This is a genomic window from Streptomyces sp. NPDC048637 (assembly GCF_040650675.1).
Lineage (GTDB): Bacteria > Actinomycetota > Actinomycetes > Streptomycetales > Streptomycetaceae > Streptomyces.
In genome coordinates, this window is sequence record NZ_JBEZHQ010000026.1 from 68954 (window position 1) to 89312 (window position 20359).

Annotated in this window: 21 protein-coding genes; 14 read left to right on the forward strand and 7 right to left on the reverse strand. The window is 73.0% G+C overall.

Annotated elements, in window-relative coordinates:
* Positions 1–114 precede the first annotated feature (114 nt).
* The 5 genes from AB0C46_RS27755 to AB0C46_RS27775 all read left to right on the forward strand — a co-directional run bounded on the left by AB0C46_RS27755 (position 115) and on the right by AB0C46_RS27775 (position 6285).
* Positions 115–1242 carry an alpha/beta hydrolase gene (locus tag AB0C46_RS27755; RefSeq protein ID WP_362831070.1) on the forward strand — a complete coding sequence of 376 codons (1128 nt, stop codon included), beginning with the start codon at positions 115–117 and terminating at the stop codon, positions 1240–1242.
* Positions 1243–1457: 215 nt separating this feature from the next.
* Positions 1458–2909, forward strand: coding sequence for a hypothetical protein (locus AB0C46_RS27760; RefSeq protein WP_362831071.1), 1452 nt, complete (start codon positions 1458–1460; stop codon positions 2907–2909).
* A gap of 327 nt (positions 2910–3236) precedes the next feature.
* Positions 3237–4835: a ribosomal protection-like ABC-F family protein gene (gene abc-f / locus AB0C46_RS27765; RefSeq protein ID WP_362831072.1), complete on the forward strand. Its 1599-nt coding sequence runs from the start codon at positions 3237–3239 to the stop codon at positions 4833–4835.
* Between the two features lie 335 nt (positions 4836–5170).
* Positions 5171–5392: a helix-turn-helix domain-containing protein gene (locus tag AB0C46_RS27770; protein ID WP_006606369.1), complete on the forward strand. Its 222-nt coding sequence runs from the start codon at positions 5171–5173 to the stop codon at positions 5390–5392.
* A 113-nt stretch (positions 5393–5505) separates the two neighbouring features.
* On the forward strand, positions 5506–6285 hold the full coding sequence (locus AB0C46_RS27775; protein WP_362831073.1) for an enoyl-CoA hydratase/isomerase family protein: 780 nt from the start codon (positions 5506–5508) through the stop codon (positions 6283–6285).
* A 79-nt stretch (positions 6286–6364) separates the two neighbouring features.
* On the opposite strand, the gene AB0C46_RS27780 is transcribed toward AB0C46_RS27775, so the two are convergent.
* Entirely contained in the window at positions 6365–7102 is a 738-nt protein-coding gene (locus AB0C46_RS27780) for a hypothetical protein (RefSeq protein ID WP_362831074.1), read from the reverse strand.
* Positions 7103–7323: 221 nt separating this feature from the next.
* Here AB0C46_RS27780 and AB0C46_RS27785 point away from each other — a divergent pair, with 221 nt between their 5' ends.
* The 5 genes from AB0C46_RS27785 to amaP are packed head-to-tail and all read left to right on the forward strand — an operon-like array spanning position 7324 to position 9693.
* Positions 7324–7785: an Asp23/Gls24 family envelope stress response protein gene (locus AB0C46_RS27785; protein WP_362831075.1), complete on the forward strand. Its 462-nt coding sequence runs from the start codon at positions 7324–7326 to the stop codon at positions 7783–7785.
* A 36-nt stretch (positions 7786–7821) separates the two neighbouring features.
* Positions 7822–8016 (forward strand): hypothetical protein, encoded by a 195-nt coding sequence (locus AB0C46_RS27790; RefSeq protein ID WP_362831076.1) that lies wholly within the window; start codon positions 7822–7824, stop codon positions 8014–8016.
* 6 nt (positions 8017–8022) lie between these two features.
* Positions 8023–8415 (forward strand): hypothetical protein, encoded by a 393-nt coding sequence (locus AB0C46_RS27795; protein ID WP_362831077.1) that lies wholly within the window; start codon positions 8023–8025, stop codon positions 8413–8415.
* Positions 8412–9080, forward strand: coding sequence for a DUF6286 domain-containing protein (locus AB0C46_RS27800; protein WP_362831078.1), 669 nt, complete (start codon positions 8412–8414; stop codon positions 9078–9080). Before AB0C46_RS27795 ends, AB0C46_RS27800 begins: the two co-directional genes overlap by 4 nt.
* Positions 9081–9087: 7 nt before the next feature.
* Positions 9088–9693, forward strand: coding sequence for an alkaline shock response membrane anchor protein AmaP (gene amaP, locus AB0C46_RS27805; protein WP_362831079.1), 606 nt, complete (start codon positions 9088–9090; stop codon positions 9691–9693).
* A 50-nt stretch (positions 9694–9743) separates the two neighbouring features.
* Here the strand turns inward: amaP and AB0C46_RS27810 are convergent, their stop codons facing one another.
* From AB0C46_RS27810 to AB0C46_RS27835, 6 genes are all read right to left on the reverse strand, one after another.
* A complete protein-coding gene (locus AB0C46_RS27810) occupies positions 9744–10499 on the reverse strand; it encodes an SDR family oxidoreductase (protein WP_362831080.1) in 756 nt (251 codons plus the stop codon).
* 5 nt (positions 10500–10504) lie between these two features.
* Positions 10505–12289, reverse strand: a complete 1785-nt coding sequence (locus AB0C46_RS27815; RefSeq protein WP_362831081.1) for a glycoside hydrolase family 15 protein — start codon at positions 12287–12289, stop codon at positions 10505–10507.
* A gap of 55 nt (positions 12290–12344) precedes the next feature.
* On the reverse strand, positions 12345–13253 hold the full coding sequence (locus AB0C46_RS27820) for an SURF1 family protein (protein ID WP_362831083.1): 909 nt from the start codon (positions 13251–13253) through the stop codon (positions 12345–12347).
* Positions 13254–13391: 138 nt separating this feature from the next.
* A complete protein-coding gene (locus AB0C46_RS27825; protein WP_006606380.1) occupies positions 13392–13625 on the reverse strand; it encodes a hypothetical protein in 234 nt (77 codons plus the stop codon).
* 63 nt (positions 13626–13688) lie between these two features.
* Positions 13689–14720: a DEDDh family exonuclease gene (locus tag AB0C46_RS27830; RefSeq protein ID WP_362831084.1), complete on the reverse strand. Its 1032-nt coding sequence runs from the start codon at positions 14718–14720 to the stop codon at positions 13689–13691.
* 493 nt (positions 14721–15213) lie between these two features.
* Positions 15214–15846 (reverse strand): TetR family transcriptional regulator, encoded by a 633-nt coding sequence (locus AB0C46_RS27835; protein ID WP_362831086.1) that lies wholly within the window; start codon positions 15844–15846, stop codon positions 15214–15216.
* A 126-nt stretch (positions 15847–15972) separates the two neighbouring features.
* Here AB0C46_RS27835 and AB0C46_RS27840 point away from each other — a divergent pair, with 126 nt between their 5' ends.
* The 4 genes from AB0C46_RS27840 (at position 15973) to AB0C46_RS27855 (ending at position 20311) form a co-directional block, all read left to right on the forward strand.
* Positions 15973–16770, forward strand: coding sequence for an acetoacetate decarboxylase family protein (locus AB0C46_RS27840; protein WP_362831087.1), 798 nt, complete (start codon positions 15973–15975; stop codon positions 16768–16770).
* Positions 16771–16852: 82 nt separating this feature from the next.
* Complete coding sequence (locus AB0C46_RS27845; protein ID WP_362831089.1) at positions 16853–17746, forward strand: SDR family NAD(P)-dependent oxidoreductase; 894 nt, start codon at positions 16853–16855, stop codon at positions 17744–17746.
* Between the two features lie 13 nt (positions 17747–17759).
* Positions 17760–19085: an amidohydrolase family protein gene (locus AB0C46_RS27850; RefSeq protein ID WP_362831090.1), complete on the forward strand. Its 1326-nt coding sequence runs from the start codon at positions 17760–17762 to the stop codon at positions 19083–19085.
* Entirely contained in the window at positions 19082–20311 is a 1230-nt protein-coding gene (locus AB0C46_RS27855; RefSeq protein ID WP_362831145.1) for an amidohydrolase family protein, read from the forward strand. Before AB0C46_RS27850 ends, AB0C46_RS27855 begins: the two co-directional genes overlap by 4 nt.
* The last annotated feature ends 48 nt before the right edge of the window (positions 20312–20359 follow it).

Genomic DNA, 20359 nt, shown 5'->3' on the forward strand with positions numbered 1-20359 from the left:
CCCGTCCGCCACCCCCCCGGGCCCGTCCGGATGCCCGGACTGGACGGGCCCGGCCGGTCACCCGCCCGACTCCGCCCGGTGGCCGCACCCGGCACCGCTGCGCACACTGATGAGGTGCGCCTGGGTACTGCGGCGGCCGTGGCCGCCATCACCGTGATAGGTGCCGGGGCGGCCGCCGTGGCGGTCGGCCGGTACGCCAGCGACATTGCCCTGAAACCATCGCCGGACCAGCCCTTCCCGGGCGACTCCCGCCTCACCGTGCACTCCGCCACCGAGGAGCGCATCGCCCTCACCCGCAGCCTGGCGTCCCTGCGGCCCGGCACGTACGGGCTCACCGGCTCCGGCTGCCATGCGGTGATCGGTGACGTCATCCACGGTGTCCCGCACCCCGCCGACGCGGTCGTCCGCCGTCTGGTCCGGGTCACCCACGGCACCCTCAGGCCGGGCAACCGGATGCGGCTCACCCCGCAGCTGCACCTCGGCAACCCCCGGCACACCCTCGGCCTCGACTGCGCCGACGTCGACATCCCCGGCGAACTCGGCGCCCTCCCGGCATGGTTCGTCCCCGGCGTACGCGACACCTGGGTCATCACCGCACACGGTCTGGGCACCACCCGCGAACACCCCATGGTGGTCATGCCGTTCCTGCACCGCCACCGGCTGCCGGTCCTCGACCTGTCCTACCGCAACGACCTCGGCGCCCCGCGCACCGCCGACGGCGTCAGCCACCTCGGCGACACCGAATGGCGCGACCTGGACGCGGCGATCCGCTACGCCCTGCGCTACGGCGCCCAGGACGTCGTCCTCTACGGCTGGTCCACCGGCGCGACCATGGCACTGCGCGCCGCCGCCCACTCCGCGCTGCGCGACCGGATCAGCGGCCTCGTCCTGGACTCCCCGGTCCTCGACCGGAACGCCACCGTCCGCGCGCTGGCCACCGCCCGGCGGATCCCGCGCGCCCTGCTGCCGCTGGTGGTACGCGCCGCCGAGGGCAGCACCGGAATGTCCCTGGACCATCCCGCCGACGCCGTCGACCCGGACGAGCTGGATATTCCCACCCTGCTCTTCCACGGGCCCGACGACCTGATCGCCCCCTGGACGGCCTCCCGCTCCTTCGCCGCCCGCCGGGCCGACCTGATCACGCTGCAACCGGTCCCGCACGCACCGCACGCCGCGATGTGGAACGCCGACCCGACGGGCTACGAAGAGGCCCTGCGGCGCTTCCTCACCCCGCTCATGTAGCACCGCCGCCTCCCGGGCCCGGCCGGATGCCGTCCCCGGCACCGGCCCCCACCGGCCGCTTCCCGCTCCACCGGCCCCGGCGCCCCGATGGCTCCCGGGTATACGGGGGGACAACTCCCCCCATCAGGGATGGGTCGGTGAGATGACGTCGCCGTGGCAGATCGCAAGCCGGGTTCCGATTGGGCTTTCGGGCCGACAGCGGCAACACTGCTCCTGTGACGTCCCGTACTCCGCGCGACTCCCGGCTCCGACTCGTCCCCCGTCAACCGGTTGCGGCCGCCCGCCGGGCGGTGACAACCCGGGCCAAGCGCCCGGCGCCCCGCCCACCCGAGGGCACGCCGCCGCCCGCGGAACTGGCCCGCCAGGCCCGTGCCGTACTGGCCGGCGCCGCCCGGCTCGCCCGCTGGGCCGACAGCGTCGGTGCCGGCGCCGCCGGCGGCAGCCTGCGCGCCGGCCCCGACGGAGCGCTGCCGAAGGCCGTCGCGGAACGCGCCGCCGAAGCCCTGGGCCTGACGCCGCAACAGGTCCGCACCGACTGGGACCGGGCCCGGCTGGCCGGGCTCGTCGAACTCCACGACGGCCTCGCCCGCCCCGGCTGGCGGCTGCGCGCCTGGGACCGCGACGACACCGCCGTACTGCGCGGCTGGGTCGCGCTCTTCGACGCCTGGTCGCTGGCCCGCCCCGCACCGGCCGGCGCCGGCCCCGCGATAGTCGCCGAAGTCGTCGAGGCGCTGCCGCAGTTGCTGTCCCTGCTGCATCTGACGGCCGGGCCCGAACGACTGCCGGTGCTGCTCGACATGCTCGATCAGCGCGTCGCCGAACTGCGTACCGAACGCTGCGAGGTCCCCTACGGCCAGGACCCGGCGGCCCCGGGCAGCGCCGACGAGGCCGCGGTGGCCGCCGACGACGCCGCGGGGGCGTCGCTGGCCGAGCTGCTGGACTGGGCGCTGGACGCCCTGCGGACCGTCGGCGCGCTGGTGCCGGCGGACGGCGCCCGGGAGGCCGTGCACGAGGTGTCCGAGGCGCAGCTGACACCGCTCGGCAACTGGTCGGTGTGGGTCAAGCTGGAGCAGATCTGTGTCGCCGCGCAGAGCCCGGCCGGCAATATCGAACAGTCCGCGGAGGCGATGCTCCGCGGATGCGCCCGGCTCACCCCGGGACCGGCCCGCGCCGAATACCGCGCCTGGCTCGCCGCCCGCTCCGTCGGCGCCGCCGTCGAGGAGCTGCTGACCGTGGCCCGCGGTGAGGACGCGCTGCTGCGCGGCCTCGCCTTCGAGGCGCTGCGGGCGGTCGGCGCCCCGGCCGAGGCCGCCGTACGGGCCGCGGCCGACGAGCCGGGTCTGCGGCCGTACGCCCTGTTGTGGCTGGTCGAGCACGAGGGCGGCGACCCGGAGACCGCGCCCGATGTGCTCACCCGCGAGGAGTCGACCTGGCTGTGGGTGGACACCGCCGCGGCCGTCGCCGACCACGGCGAGACCCAGCTCCTCGTACGCCACCTCGACTCGGCGGTCCAGGGCTCGGTGCCACGCCTCCTGGAGGAGGTACGCGCCGTCGGGCACCCCAGGACGGTCCAGGTGCTGGTGGCCCTGGCCGCCGCCCACCCGGACCCGGCCCTCGCCAAGGCCGTCCGCCGCGCGGCGTTCCAGGTCCACACGGGCGGCGTCTGAGCGCCACGGCGGGGCGGCCGGGGAACCTCCCCGTGAAGAGACGCCGGAGCGGCTCGTTGAGAGCTGCGTCACAGTCTCACGCGGGATCTGACCCCGCGTCCGCCGCCGCCCGCCGCCGCGTGGTGCGCCACGACGTGCGGTGGTGCGAAGGGGCCGCTGCCCGGCGCACCCCACGGGGCCGGTCCCTCCGGCCGCCACCCGGAAAATCATTTGCACAGGGCCGTTAGACTGCCTCCTATGGCAGTTCTCCCTTGGGTTCATTAGACGGCGCAGCCCGCTCTCGGACCGTCCGTCCAATCCGCCGTCTTCCTGCCCTGGAGCTTTTCCGTGATCACCGCCTCCGGCCTCGAGCTGCGCGCCGGCGCCCGAATCCTCATCGAGTCCGCCTCCTTCCGTATCGCCAAGGGCGACCGCATCGGCCTGGTCGGCCGCAACGGCGCCGGCAAGACCACCCTCACCAAGGTGCTGGCGGGCGAGGGCATCCCCGCCTCCGGCACGGTCACCCGCGCCGGCGACGTCGGCTATCTGCCGCAGGACCCGCGCACCGGCGACCTGGACGTGCTCGCCCGCGACCGCATCCTGTCCGCCCGTGATCTGGACTCCGTGCTCCGCAAGATGCGGGAGAACGAGGACCGGATGGCCAACGGCAAGGGCGCCACCCGCGACAAGGCGATGAAGAAGTACGAGCGCCTGGAGACCGAGTTCCTGACCAAGGGCGGGTACGCCGCCGAGGCGGAGGCCGCGACCATCGCCGCCAGCCTCGGCCTGCCCGACCGCATCCTCGGCCAGCCGCTCCATACGCTCTCCGGCGGTCAGCGCCGCCGCGTCGAGCTGGCCCGGATCCTGTTCTCGGACTCCGACACCCTGCTGCTCGACGAGCCGACCAACCACCTCGACGCCGACTCCATCGTCTGGCTGCGGGACTACCTCAAGACCTACCGCGGCGGCTTCATCGTGATCTCCCACGATGTCGACCTGGTCGAGACCGTCGTCAACAAGGTCTTCTATCTGGACGCCAACCGCTCCCAGATCGACATCTACAACATGGGCTGGAAGCTCTACCAGCAGCAGCGCGAGGCCGACGAGAAGCGCCGCAAGCGGGAGCGGCAGAACGCCGAGAAGAAGGCCGCGGCCCTCAACAGCCAGGCCGACAAGATGCGGGCCAAGGCCACCAAGACCGTCGCCGCGCAGAACATGGCCAAGCGCGCCGACAAGCTGCTGGCCGGCCTGGAGGCGGTGCGCGCCTCCGACAAGGTCGCCAAGCTGCGCTTCCCGGACCCGGCGCCGTGCGGCAAGACCCCGCTCACCGCCGAGGGCCTGTCGAAGTCCTACGGCTCCCTGGAGATCTTCACCGACGTCGACCTGGCCATCGACAAGGGCTCCCGGGTCGTCATCCTCGGTCTGAACGGTGCCGGCAAGACCACCCTGCTGCGGCTGCTGGCCGGCGTCGAGACCCCGGACACCGGCGAGGTCCGCCCCGGGCACGGCCTCAAGCTCGGCTACTACGCCCAGGAGCACGAGACGCTGGACCCGGACCGCACGGTCCTGGAGAACATGCGCTCGGCCGCCCCGGACATGGACCTGGTCGCCATCCGCAAGACGCTGGGTTCCTTCCTCTTCTCCGGCGACGACGTCGACAAGCCCGCCGGGGTGCTCTCCGGCGGCGAGAAGACCCGCCTCGCCCTGGCGACGCTGGTCGTCTCCTCCGCCAACGTCCTGCTGCTCGACGAGCCCACCAACAACCTCGACCCGGCCAGCCGCGAGGAGATCCTCGGCGCGCTGCACACCTTCACGGGCGCGGTGGTCCTGGTGAGCCACGACGAGGGAGCGGTGGACGCGCTGGAGCCGGAGCGGATCATCCTGCTGCCCGACGGTGTCGAGGACCTGTGGGGCCAGGACTACGCGGATCTGGTCGCGCTGGCCTGACCGCGGCGAATGGATCATGCCGTATGGATCATTCGGCCGATGCGTGATCCATCATCTGAGTGAGAACGGCTCGTACACCGGCGAGTCTGCGGCCTGCGGCCGGGTCCTGGGGACCCGGCCGTCGCCTTTTCGGCCGCACACCACCTGACCTGCCACTTCTCGCGGGCGGCCGGGCGCGGACGGCCTTCCGCGCAGTCGGAATGAGCGATTCCGGCCCGCTTGACCGGGCGTCCGCCGGCAAACGATGTCGTATCGACCTTGCGGAATGGGTGGCCAGGAAGCCGGGGAGGGGTGATCATGAGAGTCCAGAGCGCACTTCCCACGAGGAGGCACGGGTGGCCGAGACTCTGAAGAAGGGCAGCCGGGTAACCGGCGCCGCGCGCGAGAAGCTCGCGGCAGACCTGAAGAAGAAGTACGACTCCGGTGCGAGCATCCGGGCGCTGGCCGAGGAAACCGGCCGCTCCTACGGATTCGTGCACCGGATGCTCAGCGAATCCGGTGTGGTCCTGCGCGGTCGAGGCGGAGCCACGAGGGGCAAGAAGGCCGCATCGGCCTGACAGCCGCGACTCCGGGTGCAACGGTGTCCCCCCGGTCGGCCGAGCGGTCGACCGGGAGGTTACCGTTCAGTCACTTACGCACGCAGGTGCGGCTGGCTGACTCGGAGGCGCTGATGACTCTGCTCGACAAGGACGGTGTGCGACTCACCGTGGACGGTGCGATCGCCACGGTGACCCTCACCGGCGCGGCCAAGCGCAATGCGCAGTCGCCGGCCATGTGGCGGGCGCTTGCCGAAGCGGGGTCGCTGCTGCCGGGAAGCGTACGGATCGCGGTGCTGCGTGGTGAGGGCAAGTCCTTCTCCGCGGGCCTCGACCGTCAGGCGTTCACGCCCGAAGGCTTCGACGGCGAGCCGTCGTTCATCGATCTGGCGCACGGCACGGACAGCGCACTGGATGCCGCCATCGCCGAGTACCAGGAAGCGTTCACCTGGTGGCGGCGCAATGACCTGGTGTCCATCGCCGCCGTCCAGGGGCACGCCATCGGCGCCGGCTTCCAGCTCGCGCTCGCCTGCGATCTGCGCGTGGTCGCGCCGGATGTGCAGTTCGCCATGCGCGAGACCAGCCTGGGACTCGTACCGGACCTGACCGGTACTCACCCGCTGGTCGGACTGGTCGGCTACGCCCGGGCGCTGGAGATCTGCGCCACCGGGCGCTTTGTGCACGCCGAGGAGGCCGAGCGGATCGGTCTCGCCAACCTTGTGGTGCCCGGCGACCAACTCGACGCCACGGTGGCCGACTTGGCGGCCGCGCTCACCGCCGCGCCGCGCGATGCCGTCATCGAGACCAAGGCCCTGCTGGCCGGTGCCGCGGGCCGTTCGTACGAGGAGCAGCGCCGCGCCGAACGGGCCGCGCAGGCGCGCCGGCTGCGCGACCTCGCGGGCGTGGGGGAGTAGCACCCGCGGCGGTACCGCACCGTTCACGTACTCACGAGCCGGCCCGGCGGCGCGCCCAGGGACGTGCCCGGCCGGCTTGTCAGCTCCGTTCCACCGCCGTGACCAGTACGGCGACCGTCGAGGGCGCGGGTGGCGCGGCCGCCACCGCCTGCCGTACGGCGCAGGCGACATCCAGCGCCCGGTGACCGGGTGCGGTCGCCAGCTGGACGAGCGCATGCCCGTCCGTGAGCCGCACCGGACGGGACGGGCCGCCGAGCACCGGCGCCAGCCGGGCCACTCCCGCGACGCCCCGGGCGACGGCGGCGATCCCCGCCGCGCCGTCCTGCGTCGCCCCGGTCCGGTCACCCGTCACGGGGGCGGCGGGCGGCACCTCCCCCTCGGGAGCGGGGCGGGGTGACGCGGTCTCCGCCGGGGCCTCGTCCGCTTCCAGCAGGCCGCTGACCCGCAGATCCACCACGCCCACCACCAGCCCCAGCTCCCGGATCGAGGCCTCCAGCAGCGCCGCGCGTACCTGGTCGGCGAGTGCGGGCAGCGGCCGGTCGGCGACCGTGGCGAAGTCCGCCTCGATCCGCAGCGGTCCGGGCGGCAGGGCACTCGGCGGCGCCGGCACCGCCGGCTCGGGGGCGCTGCCGGGATCGGCGACGGACAGCCGCAGTGAGCCGATGCGGACACCGGACGGTGTTCCGGCGGCTGCCCGCAGCGCCCCGGCAGCCGCCCGCTCGGTGATCCACGACCCGTCCGCGGGACCGCCGAGCGGCAGCACCCGGCCGATTCCGAGCTGCGTCCGGACCGTCTGCGCCAACTGGTTCCCGGCCACCGCGTCACCCCTTTCCCGGAAGGTCCGCGGACCGTTTCCCGGACACGTTCCGGACCACGCCCCCAGCCTGCCGCAGACCCGCCCGCCCGGCAGGGCGGTGTGCCCGACGGCGCCGTACGGAGCACTCTCCTGCCGCATCCCTGGAGCGGTACGGACATACCGGACCTAATGTGAGGAACGGAGCGGGCGGACCGCTTCTCCCCGCGGAAAGGGATACGGCGATGAGCGAGAGCCAGCAGCACGCAGAGGGACCCAGGGCGCCTGCCAAACGGGGCAGCGGCGACCCGGCGACCCGGGGGCGGACCACCATTGCCGACGGTGTCGTGGAGAAGATCGCCGGTCTGGCGGCCCGGGACGTCATCGGCGTGCATGCCATGGGCAGCGGCCTCGCCCGTACGCTCGGCGCCGTCCGGGACCGGGTGCCCGGCGGCGGCAGGTCCGCGACCGCGACCCGGGGCGTCAAGGCCGAGGTCGGCGAGGTACAGACCGCGCTGGATCTGGAGATCGTGGTCGACTACGGCGTCGCCATCGCCGACGTCGCCCGGTCGGTCCGGGAGAACGTCATCTCCGCCGTGGAGCGGATGACGGGCCTGGAGGTCGTCGAGGTCAATATCGCGGTCAGCGACGTCAAGCTGCCCGACGAGGCAGACGAAGAAGAGGAAGCGGAGCCGCGGCTCCAGTAGCCGGATCCGTCCGGAGTGGCAGCGAAGGAGCGCACGATGAGAATGGCCGTGGTCGGCCTCTTGGCCGGTATGGCGCTGGGCTTCGCCGGGTACTTCGGTGGCTTCGGCGCCTTCATCCTGGTGGCGGCGCTGGGCGCCATCGGGTTCGTGGCCGGCAGGTTCCTCGACGGGGATCTGGAGGCCGGCGAATTCTTCCGTCCGCGCAGCGGCGACCGCGACCGGCGGCGGTGAAGCCGGGTGGCGACGGTGTCCCCGGCCGCCGCTGCCACCGCCGTACCGGCGGGTGAGCGGGGCGCGACCAGAATCGCGGACCGGGTGGTGGCGAAGATCGCCGCACGGGCCGCCCGGGAGGCGCTGCGCGGGGAGTCCCCGCACGCCCGTACGGACGCCCATGCGACGGTGACGGTGCACCGGCGCGACGACCGCCGGACCTTCGGCGAGGCGCGGGTGCGGATCGCCGTGGAGCTGGGCTACCCCTCCGACATCGGCGGACAGTGCCGTGTGGTGCGCCGTCATGTCACCGAGCGGGTGACCGCGCTGGCGAACATGGAAGTGCCCGAGGTCGCGGTGGAGGTCGAGCGTCTGCACTCCCCGCTGCTGGACCATACGGACCGCCGGAGGGTGCGATGAGCGACGAGGATGCTCAGCTGCCGGACACCCGGCGGCTGCCCACGCTGGACAAGACGCCGGGGGAGGCGGACGGGACGACACCGTCCGCCCCGGACAGCCCGTCCACGGACACCGCCGGCCACCACCGGGTGCGGCGCTTCTGGTCGGCCCGCCGGGTACCGGCCGCCCTGGTCGCGCTGCTGCTGCTGGCCGCCGCGGGCCTGTTGCTCTACGACGTGGCCGCGGTACGCGCCGACCGCCCCGCGATGGCCTGGCGCCGGCGGCTCGCCCGCGAACTGGCCACCCGTCACCTCGACAACCCCTGGGTGCTGGGCGCCGCCGCGGTCGCCGTGGTGCTCGGTATCTGGCTGATCGTGCTGGCCGTCACCCCCGGGCTGCGCCAGGTGCTGCCGATGCGGCCGGCGGCGCCGGACATCCGGGCCGGGCTGGACCGTGCGGCCGCCGCGCTGGTGCTGCGCGACCGCGCCATGGAGGTCGCCGGCGTCCAGTCCGTACGGATGGCCGTCAGCCGCCGCAAGGCGAAAGCGCACTGCGTCTCGCACTTCCGCGAACTGGACGAGGTCCGCGCCGACCTCGACACCTCGCTCGGCGAGGGCCTGCGGCAGCTGGGCCTGGCACACAAGCTCCGCCTGACCGTGGACGTCCGGCGCCCGAAGAAGAGGTGAGCGAGAGATGCGCAGGGTCCGCGGAACGGTCAACCGGGTGCTGCTCGGCCTGATCGGTGTGGTGCTGTTCGGCGTGGGGGGCATGGTGCTGCTCGGCGGCCTCGGCCTGCCCGCGAAATGGCACCTCGCACTGCCCGCCGGCTGGCCCTGGTCCCGCCCTGACGAGGTGCTGCTCCCCACCCGGCAGCGCACCCGCTGGACGGACCAGGGCTGGTGGTGGCCCGTCGTCATCGCCGCGCTGGCCGTCTTCGTACTGCTGATGCTGTGGTGGCTGCTGACCCAGCTCCGGCGCCACCGGCTGAACGAGATCCTCGTCGACAGCGGCGACGGGGAGGGCGCCCTGCTCCGCGGCCGGGCGCTGGAGGCCGCCCTGGCGGCCGAATCGGAGGCGCTGGACGGCGTCGACGGGGCCGGGGTGGTGCTGACCGGCCGCCGGAGCGAACCGCAGGTACGGGCCGTGCTGGCGCTCGCCCCGCACGCCGACCCGGGCACCGTAGTCCGGCGTCTGTCCGACGAGGCGGTGGCGCACGCCCGCCGCTCGGCCGGGCTCGACCGGCTGCCGGCCGATGTCCGGCTGCGCGCGGTCAAGCACCGTCCCGAGCGGGTCAGTTAGGGCTGTCCGCCCTGTCGGGCAGGCGGCCCCGGGACCGTCGCCCGCCCCCGTCAGAACCCGTGCCGGGCCCCGCCGTCCACCGGCACCATCACTCCGGTGACATACGACGCGGCGGGTGACAGCAGGAAGGCCGCGGCCCGGCCGAACTCCTCCGGCCGTCCGTAGCGGCCCAGCGGGATCGACGCGCAATTACGGGCGCGGGAGCCCTCCGGGTCGCCGGAGAGCGCGTCGAGCTGGGTCATCCGGTCGGTGGCGATCCGGCCGGGCAGTACGCCGATGACGCGGATACCGCGCGGCCCCAGCTCGTTGGCGAGCGACTTGGCGAAACCGGCGAGACCGGGGCGGAGCCCGTTGGAGATGGTCAGACCGCCGATCGGCTCGTGCACCGAGCCGGACAGCACAAAGCCGATCACGCCGCCCTCCGTCAGCTCGGCGGCGGCCGCGCGGGCCAGCCGTACCGCGCCGAGGAAGACCGACTCGAAGGCCGACTGCCACTGGGCGTCGGTGTTGTCGGCGGCGGTGCCGGGGGCCGGGCCGCCCACGCTGATGAGCACCCCGTCCAGCCGGCCGAAGCGCTCCCGGGCCGCCGCCACCAGGCGGTCGGGGGCGTCCGGGTCGGCGTTGTCGGCCGCCACCCCCAGGGCCCGCTCACCGAGGGAGGCGGCCGCCGCGGCCGCGCTCTCCTCGGTGCGTCCGGTGATCACGACGTTCGCGCCGTCGGTGACCAGTGCACGGGCGGTGGCGAAGCCGAGGCCACGGGTCGCCCCGGTGACGAGGTACGTCCGGTCGGTGAGTCCAAGGTCCATGGCCCCTAGTGTGCCTGTGCCCCGTCCTGGAGGCCGAAGGCGGTCCCCACCAGGCCGATATGGCTGAACGCCTGCGGGAAGTTGCCCAGCTGGCGCCGGGCGGCCGGGTCGTACTCCTCGGAGAGCAGCCCCACGTCGTTGCGCAGTCCCAGCAGCCGTTCGAACATCTCCTGGGCCTCGGCCCGCCGGCCGCTCAGCTGCAGCGCATCGGCGAGCCAGAACGAGCAGACCAGGAACGTGCCCTCGCTGCCCGGCAGCCCGTCGACCGAGATGCCCTCGGTGCTGTAACGGCTCACCAGACCGTCGTGCGACAGCTCCCGGCGCACCGTGTCGATGGTGCTGAGGACCCGTGGGTCGTCACCCGGCAGAAAGCCGACACGGGGGATCAGCAGGGTCGCGGCGTCCAGTTCCCTGGAGCCGTAGAACTGGGTGAAGGTGCCCCGGTCGGCGTCATAGCCGTGCTCGCACACCTCGCGGCGGACCTCGTCGCGCATCGCCCGCCAGCGGTCGACGTCCCCGCCGAACTTCGGGTACGACTCGATCGCCCGCACCGCCCGGTCGGCCGCGACCCAGGCCATCACCTTGGAGTGCACGAAGTGCCGGCGCGGCCCGCGGATCTCCCACAGCCCCTCGTCGGGGTCGCGCCAGGTGGACTCCAGGTAGTCCACCAGCGCCCGCTGGATGTTCCAGGCGTGCTGCTCGGCCGGCAGCCCGGCCGAGCGGGCGATGTGGAAGGAGTCGAGGACCTCGCCGTAGACATCGAGCTGACGCTGTTCGACGGCGGCATTGCCGATGCGTACGGGCGCGGAGTCGCAGTATCCGGTCAGCCACGGCAGCTCGGCCTCCGGCAGCCGCCGCTCACCGGCCAGCCCGTACATGATCTGCAGATCGTCGGGGGCGCCGGCCACCGCGCGCAGCAGCCAGTCCCGCCAGGCGCCGGCCTCGTCCAGATATCCGGCGGACAGCAGGCAGTTCAGGGTGAGGCTGGCGTCCCGCAGCCAGCAGTAGCGGTAGTCCCAGTTGCGTACGCCGCCCAGCTCCTCGGGGAGCGAGGTGGTCGGCGCCGCCACGATGCCGCCCGTGGGCGCGTAGGTGAGGGCCTTGAGGGTGATCAGCGAGCGCATCACGGCCTCGCGGTACGGCCCCTGGTAGCGGCAGCGCCCGGACCAGGTGTGCCAGTCGTCCAGGGTGTCCTGGAGCGCCTCGAACGGATCGATCTGGACCGGCCGGGGCTCGTGCGAGGGGTGCCAGGTCAGCACGAAGGCGCTGCGCTCGCCCGCGCCGACGGTGAAGTCCGAACGGGTGCTGAAGTCCTTGCCGTAGGTGCTGCTTTGGGCCGGGGTGCGCAGCCACACGGAGTCCGGCCCGGCGATCGCCACCCGGGAGCCCTCGGTGGCGCGCACCCAGGGCACCACCCGCCCGTAGTCGAACCGCAGCCGCAGCACCCCGCGCATCTCGACGCTGCCACTGAGCCCCTCGACGATCCTTACGACATCGGGCTGACGGTCGCGCTGTGGCATGAAGTCGGTGACCCGGACACTGCCCGTGGGGGTCTCCCAGACGGTGTCGAGGATCAGCGAGTCGCCGCGGTAGGAGCGCTGGGCACGGGCGTCGGAGGACCGGGGGGCGAGCCCCCAGTGGCCGTTGTCCTTGCCGCCGAGGAGGGCGGCGAAGCAGGCGCCGGAGTCGAAGCGCGGCAGGCACAGCCAGTCGATGGACCCGTCGCGGCCGACGAGTGCGGCGGTCTGCAGATCGCCGATGAGCGCATAGTCCTCGATACGTGGGTGCACGCAGCGCCTCTTCCCGCCCGGAGGATGCGCTACGCGGTGGTGACGGCCGTCCGGGCTACGGGTTGGCCGGGGCCGGCGTCGCGTTGTCGCCGGCTGCCTCAGTTTCCCCGGAACCGGCCGGTTCCGCAGGCCGCCCGCCGTCCCGCGCGGCCCCGGCGGCCTCGCCCTCCCGGGCCTCCCCGGCTTCCTTGGCCTCCTCCGCCTTCTTGGCCGCGGCCGTCACCCGGTCGCGGCGCTCACGGCGTACGAGGACGATCCAGCCGACCGGTACCGCCGCGGCGAACAGCCACCACTGGATGGCATACGCCATGTGCGGGCCGATGGAGTCGTGGTCCGGCTCGGGGACCAGCTCCGGCGTGCTGCCGGCCGGCTTGGGGCCGGTCTCCTCGACATAGCCGCCGAGCAGCGGCCGGCCGACCCGCTTCGCCTGCTCCTTGCTGTTGATCAGCATGACCTGGCGGGCGGGCAGACCCTTGGTGTCCTTGATGCCACTGGCGGCGGTGGTCTCGTCGGCCATCATCCGGCCGGTCACGGTGACCTTGCCCCGGGGGGCGGCCGGGACGTCCGGGAACCTGGTGAGGTCGTTGCCGGCCGAGATCCAGCCGCGGTTGACCAGTACGGCCTCGCCGTCGCCGAGGACCAGCGGGGTCAGCACGTAGTAGCCGATGCTCTGCTCGTCGGCGGCGGTGCGCTGGCGGACCACGACCTCGTGCGCGGTGTCGTAGGTGCCGGTGGCCTTGACCGTGCGCCACATGTCGCGCCGGGGCAGGTCCCGGCCGGGGGCGGCCAGCGTGCTGACCGGAACCGGGTCGGCGGCCAGGCTGCGCGCGATCAGCTGGTTCTGGGCCACCTTGTGCTCATGACGGTGGAACTGCCAGTAGCCCAGCTTGATCATGACGGGGATCAGCACAAGACCCACGAGGGTGAGGATCACCCACTGCCGGGACAACAGGAAGCGGTACACGGCTTCGACGGTACCTGGGGCGCCGGGGCCCCCGAGCTGCGGGTCCCCCTGGGGGACCGCCCGGCGTCAGCCGGGGGAGCCGGCCGGCGGAGGGCCCGGCCGGGGCCGCCGCGCCGGTCCGGTGGGCGCGCCCGGCTCTCATACCCGGTCGACGATGCCCACTCTGCCGTCCGAGCGGGCGCAGTGCGCACCGCAGTACCACTTCTGGTCGGCCTCGACGCCCTGCCCGATGATCTGGCACCGGCAGTGCTCACAGATCGGCGCCATGCGGTGGATGGCGCAGGCGAAACAGTCGAAGACATGCACCGCGCCCTGCGCGTGCACCTCGAAAGTCATGCCGTATTCGTTTCCGCAGACCTCACAACGTGCCATGCGCCACAGCGTGCGGGCGCCGCCCGTGTGCGGCGAGGTGCCGACGGGTGTGTTGGGCGGGCTTCACCCGGACGCAGGCGCCGGGGCCACGTCCTGCAGCAGCTGCATGAAGGCCGCCTCGTCGATCACGACGGTGCCGAACGAGGCGGCCTTGGCGGTCTTGGAGGTCCGGGCGTCGGGGTCGTTGGTCACCAGCAGACTGGTCAGCCGGGACATGCTCGTGGCGACATGCAGCCCCGCCTCGATCGCCCGGTCCTCCAGCAGTTCGCGGTCCACGGACGTGTCGCCCGAGAAGGCGACCCGCATCCCCTGGACGAGCCGGCCGCCCGATGCGTAACGCCCCGGGTTGGGGTACGGGCACGCCGGGCGCTTACGGGACGGCCGCCAGGACGTGGGGCGGTAGGACGCGGCGGAGGTGTGCTGCCGGGGCGACGGGGCGTCCGACCACTCCGTCAGCGGCTGGCAGCTCAGCAGCGGCAGCCGCAGATCCTCCTGCGCGGCCCGCCGCAAACTGGGACGGAACGCCTCGGCCAGCACCCGGGCATCGTCCAGCGCATGGTGGGCGCGCTCCTGCACCACGCCGTAATGGGCGGCGAGGGACTCCAGCTTGTGGTTGGGCAGCGGCAGCCGCAGCTCCTTGGACAGGGCGATGGTGCACAGTCGCTGCTGCACCGGCGCGGTCGCCGAGGCGCGGGCGTACTCGCGGGCGATCATCGACCAGTCGAACATGGCGTTGTGCGCGACCAGGACGCGGTCCGCCAGGCGCCGGGACAGCTCCGGGACGATCTCCGGGAAGAGCGGGGCATCGGCGAGCACGGCACTCGTGAGCCCGTGGATCCAGACCGGCCCCGGGTCCCGCTGCGGGTTGACGAGGGTGTACCAGTGGTCCTGGACCTCGCCCTGCGCGTCGAGTTGGTACACGGCTGCCGAGATGATCCGGTCGTCGCGGGCCAGGCCCGTGGTCTCCACGTCGACCACCGCGTATCCCTGGGGATACGCGGACGGCCAGGGAGCCGGCGGCGTCTGCGGGCCCGGCTGCTGCCCAATCTTCGGCGCGATCGGGTCGGCGGCTGCTGCCATGCGGTCTTCGAGCATGGTCCCTGAGGATACGGGCCGCCACTGACAGCCACCGAATCGCATCGGACACCCGGAGCCCCACACACCTGGCGGCCCCGCAGTTCGGGGGTGGGTGGGGGAGTTGACGGGGCGTGTGGGGGGGAGTGATGTGGCGGATCTGGTCTCCGGGGTGCTCACCTCACCCGCACCCGCCCACCCCCCGAAGGGGGGTGGGCGGCGGGGAAAACCAGCAGGCCCCAGGGGGCGCGGAAAACAGCTCCCGGAAAAGACGGAGCGTCACCAGCGGAAAGGAGGGAGTGCCACCACCCGAGGAAACGGAGCACCACCACCGAAGGAATGGAACATATGGATTCTCCCGGAAGGACCGGAAGGAAGGGGGCAAAGCGGACCCCAGGAGCGGCAAGAGAGAACCATACGAACGGGCGGCCGCATGGCCGGGTGTCGCCACTCGACCCCCAGCGGTGGACAGTTCCGGGCAACTGCGAGCCGCCGTCGACCGCTCCCTCCCCGTTCAGGAGGCGGGCGCCCCGGGAGAGAGCAGTGAGGTCACCAGCGCCTCCAGGGAGACGGTGAACAGCCGCCCGGTGTCGACCGGGCCGGCCAGCGCGCGGGCCAGTGCCGGATCGTGCCCGGCGGCGGGGGAGTCCCACAGCTCGCCCTCGCTCGGATGCTGCTCGGGTGACCGTTCGCGGTTGCGCTCGACCAGGACGAAGCCGACGACCTGGAACTGGACCGCCCGCACCGCCTCGGCGGCCGTCTCGCCGCGCAGCCCGGCGGCGTGCATCTCATGGACCAGCGCCTGCTGCGCCGGCAGGAACATCCGTTCCGTCAGGCCGCGTTCGTGCACCATCGCGATCAGCTGTGGGCGTTCGCGCAGCGCCGAGTGCAGCGCGCGGGCGACCGATGCGATGCGTGCGTGCGGGGTGTCCCCGGTGGGGTGGATCTCGCCCATTTCCCGGACGGTGCGCTCGACGAGGGCGTCCAGCAGCGACTCGCGGTTGCCGACGTGCCAGTAGATGGAGGTGACGGCGGTGCCCAGTTCCGTGGCGAGGCGGCGCATGGTCAGTGCCCCGGGGCCGTCCGCCCGCACCAGCCGGGCGGCGGCCGTCAGAACCTCTTCGCTGGTCAGCGCGGTACGTGTCATATTCCCCCACTATCCCTCAACTCCCGTATGCACACGGCCCTTTACCCTTCATCCCGCTCGGTGTAACAGTGTTACAGACGCCTCGCACGACCCCCGCAAGTCACCGACGACGAAGGGTGGTACGCCATGGCACGCATACGCTACGGAGCGCGCACCGCGGCGGAGATCACCGCGGCGCGCACCGCGGGCTCCCGGCTCCCCGACATCTGGTCCACCGGTGTGGTCGCCGTGTGGGAGAGCGACCCGGACGCGGTCGCGGCCGTGCTGCCGCCGCCCCTCGAACCCACCGCCCGCCCGCTGGTCCGCGTCAGCATCAGCAAGGTCGAGCTGCCCGGCTACCCCCTGGGCGCGGGTTCGGTCGCCGTCGCCGCCGCCCACCACGGCGTCGAGGGCTGGTATCCGCTCGTCATGCCGATGACCCACGAGCGGGCCCTGACCGGCGGGCGTGAGGTCTTCGGCGAACCCAAGAAGCTGGGCGAGGTCACCGTCGAGCGTGACGGCCCGGTCGTCCGCGCCGCGCTCGCCCGGCACGGCATCGCCTTCGTCGAGGTGCGCGGTGCGGTGAGCGGACCGCTGCCGGTCCCCGAGCCGACCCGGAAGACCGACTTCTACTTCAAGTTCCTGCCCGCCGTGGACGGTTCGGGATTCGACCTCGACCCGGTGCTGGTGCACTGCCTGCGCCACGAGAAGGTCCGCAGACTGGAGCGGATCACCGGCGATGTCGTCCTCCGCGAGTCGATGTACGACCCCGTCGCCGACCTCCCCGTACGCACCCTCGTCGAGCTCACCCACGGCGAGAAGACCACCGACCAGCAGGGCCGGGTCGTCGAGCGGGTCAGCGCCCGGTCCCTGCTGCCGTACGTCCACCAGCGCTACGACGATCCCCAGCAGCTGCTCGACGGGCCGCCCGCGGGGAGTGCCTGATGCCGTGTCCGCCCGGAGACCGGCCCCGAAGCCCCGGGCCGCGGAAGCAGCCGGTCCGACCGGCACGGAGAGGTGAGCGGGCATGGAGCTGACGGCGGGACAGGTCGCGGTCGTCACCGGCGCCGCGAGCGGTATCGGCCTGGCCATGGCGCGCCGCTTCGCCGCGGACGGGCTGCGGGTCGTCCTCGCGGACGTGGAGGAGGAGCCGCTGCGGGCCGCCGCCGACGAGCTGACCGCGGACGGCGCCCGGGTACTGGCGCGCACCGTGGACGTCGGGGTGCGGGCAGAGGTCGAGGCCCTCGCCGACGCCGCGTACGACGCTTTCGGCGCCGTCCATCTGCTGTGCAACAACGCGGGGGTGGGCTCCGGCGCCGAGGGACGGATGTGGGAACACGAGCCCAACGACTGGGCCTGGGCGTTCGCGGTGAACGTCTGGGGCGTCTTCCACGGCATCCAGTGCTTTCTGCCCCGGATGCTGGCGGGCGGCGCACCCGGCCATGTCGTCAACACCTCCTCGACGGACGGTGGTGTCGCACCGCTGCCCACCGCGTCCGTCTACGCCGTCACCAAGGCGGCCGTGGTGACCATGACCGAATCGCTGTACGCCCACCTCAGGGCCGAGCGCGCCCCCATCGGTGCCTCGGTGCTCTTCCCCGGCCCGCACATGCTCCGCACCGGCCTGTGGGAGTCGCACCGCAACCGGCCCGTGCGCTATGCCAAGTCCCGGCCGCGCCGGACGCCGTACCGCAGCCTGGCGCAGTGGGAGGCGGCGATGAAGGAGGCCGGGCAGGAGGTCGCCTTCACCCCCGTCGAGGAGGTCGCGGCGCAGGTCGTGGCCGGCGTCCGGGCCGGCCGCTTCTGGCTGCTGCCGCCGAGCGCGCACACCGACGCGCAGATCCGGGCGCGGTCCGCCTCGATGCTCGACCGCACCGCCCCCGCCTATCTGGAGCACTTCATCCTCGACCCGGACGACTGAGGGAGGTTCCGCCATGACGGACCCACAGGTCCCTACGGACCGGCCGGACACCCGTCCCGAACTGCTCGATCCCTACCTGATCATCTCCTCCGACTGCCACGCCGGGCTCCCCACCGAGGAGTACCGCCCCTACCTGGAGGCCCGCTTCCACCGCGCCTTCGACACGTTCCTCGGTGAACGGGACGCCCGCCGCGCGGCGGCCACCCGCCTCGGCATCCGCAACGAGGCCTTCGCCACCCGGTGGTTCCAGGACCACGAGGAGGGCCTGCGCGGCGGCTGGGACCCCGCCCAGCGGCTGAAGGAACTCGACGGCGACGGGGTGGCGGCAGAAGTCGTCTTCCCGGACGCGGACGCCGTCGACAGCGGCACGGCCGCCCCCTTCGGTGTCGGCCTCGGCCTCTCCGGCGACCAGGACCCCGACCTCGGCATGGCGGGTGCCCAGGCGCACAACCGCTGGCTCGCCGACTTCGTCTCCGGGCATCCCGAACGGCACTGCGGAGTGGCCCTGTTACCGGTCACCGCCGATACGGACCGGGTCGTGGCCGAGATCCACCGCGCCAAGGAGTCGGGGCTGGGCGCCCTGATGATCCCGTCCATGTGGGTCGACAAGGAGCCGTACCACGACCGCCGTTACGACCCGGTGTGGGCGGCGGCCGCCGAGTGCGCGATGCCGGTGCTGACCCACTCCGGGGCCGCACCCCGCCACGAGTACGGCGACCACCTCGGCATCTATGTCTCCGAGGTGACCTGGTGGCCCGCCCGCCCGCTGTGGTTCCTGCTCTGGTCCGGAGTCTTCGAACGCCATCCCGGCCTCCGGTTCGGCATCGCCGAGTCCGGCTGCTGGTGGCTCCCCAACCTCCTGTGGTTCATGGACCGCCTCTACCTGGGCGCGCACGGCGGCAAGAAGCTCTCCCCGTTCGCCGCGCTCAAGCGCCCGCCGCACGAGTACCTGGACCGGCAGGTCTTCGTCTGCGCCACCAACACCAAACGCCGGGAGCTCGCCCAGCGTTACGAGATCGGCGTCGGCAACATCCTCTGGGGCAGCGACTTCCCGCACCCCGAAGGCACCTGGCCCGACACCCGCGGCTGGCTGAAGAAAACCTTCCATGACATTCCGGTCGCCGAGACCCGCCGCATGCTCGGCCTGTCCGCCGCGGAGGCCTTCGGCTTCGACACCGCGCGGCTGGCCCCGCTGGCCCGCCGTATCGGCCCCACCCCGGCCGAACTCGGCCAGCGCGCCGACCAGCCGTCGGTGGAGGCCTCCTGGGCACGCTCCCGCGAGGTGGGCCGCCACTGGCTGACCGACCACGACTTCCCGGTACTGGGGGCACAGTGCTGACCGACGACCGCTACACCGTCATCTCCGCCGACTGCCACGCCGGCGCCGACCTGCTCGACTACCGGCCGTACTTGGAGTCCAGGTACCACGAGGCCTTCGACGCCTGGGCGGCGTCCTACGTCAACCCGCACGAGGACCTGCTCGCCGACACCGCCGACCGCAACTGGAACTCCGCCCGCCGCCTGGCCGAACTCGAAGCCGACGGCATTGTCGCCGAGGTCGTCTTCCCGAACACCATCCCGCCGTTCTTCCCGAGCGCCGCCCTCATGGCCCCCGCGCCCACCCGCACGGAGTTCGAGCAGCGCTGGGCGGGTCTGCGTGCCCACAACCGCTGGCTTGCCGACTTCTGCGCGGAGGCCCCCGGCCGCCGGGCCGGCGTCGCCCAGATCCTCCTCCACGAGGTCGACGAAGCCGTACGGGAAGTCCGCCGCACCAGGGAAGCCGGGCTCACCGGCGGCGTCATGCTCCCCGGCACCCCGCCCGGCTCCGGCCTCCCCGAACTCCACTCCCCGTACTACGACCCCCTCTGGGCGGTCTGCGCGGAACTGGACGTCCCCGTCAACCACCACGGCGGCTCGGCCTCCCCGCCGCTCGGCGACGAACCCGCCGCCCGTGCCGTCTTCATGGTCGAGACGACCTGGTTCTCCCACCGGGCCCTGTGGCACCTGATCTTCGGCGGGGCCTTCCGCCGCCATCCCGGTCTCCGCCTCGTCCTCACCGAACAGGGCTCCGGCTGGATCCCCGGTGTCCTGGACATGCTGGACTACTACCACGGGCGACTGGTGGCGTCCGCGTCCCGGGCCGCCACCGCCGAAGCGAAGTTCGGCGTCGGTCTGGCCGCGGCCATGGGCGACTCGCCGGCCGGTATCTGGCGCGACCACTGCTTCGTGGGCGCCAGCTTCATGCGCCCGCACGAAGTCCCGCTCCGCCACCGCATCGGCCTCGACAAGGTCATGTGGGGCAGCGACTACCCCCACGACGAAGGCACCCACCCCCACTCCCACGAGGCCCTCCGCCTCGCCTACGCCGGCGTCCCGGCCGACGAGACCGCCGCCATGCTCGGCACCAACGCCGCCCGCGTCTACGGCTTCGACCTCGCCCGCCTCGCCCCCCTCGCCGCCCGCGTCGGCCCGAAGATCACCGACATCGCCGAGCCCCTCGAAAAAATCCCCCCGAACGCCACCAGCCCGGCGTTCGCACCGGGTGGGGTGGTGCGGGTGTGGTGAGGGACGGCGCCCGTCCGCACGAGGCCGGCAAGGACGCCGGGGGGTGTC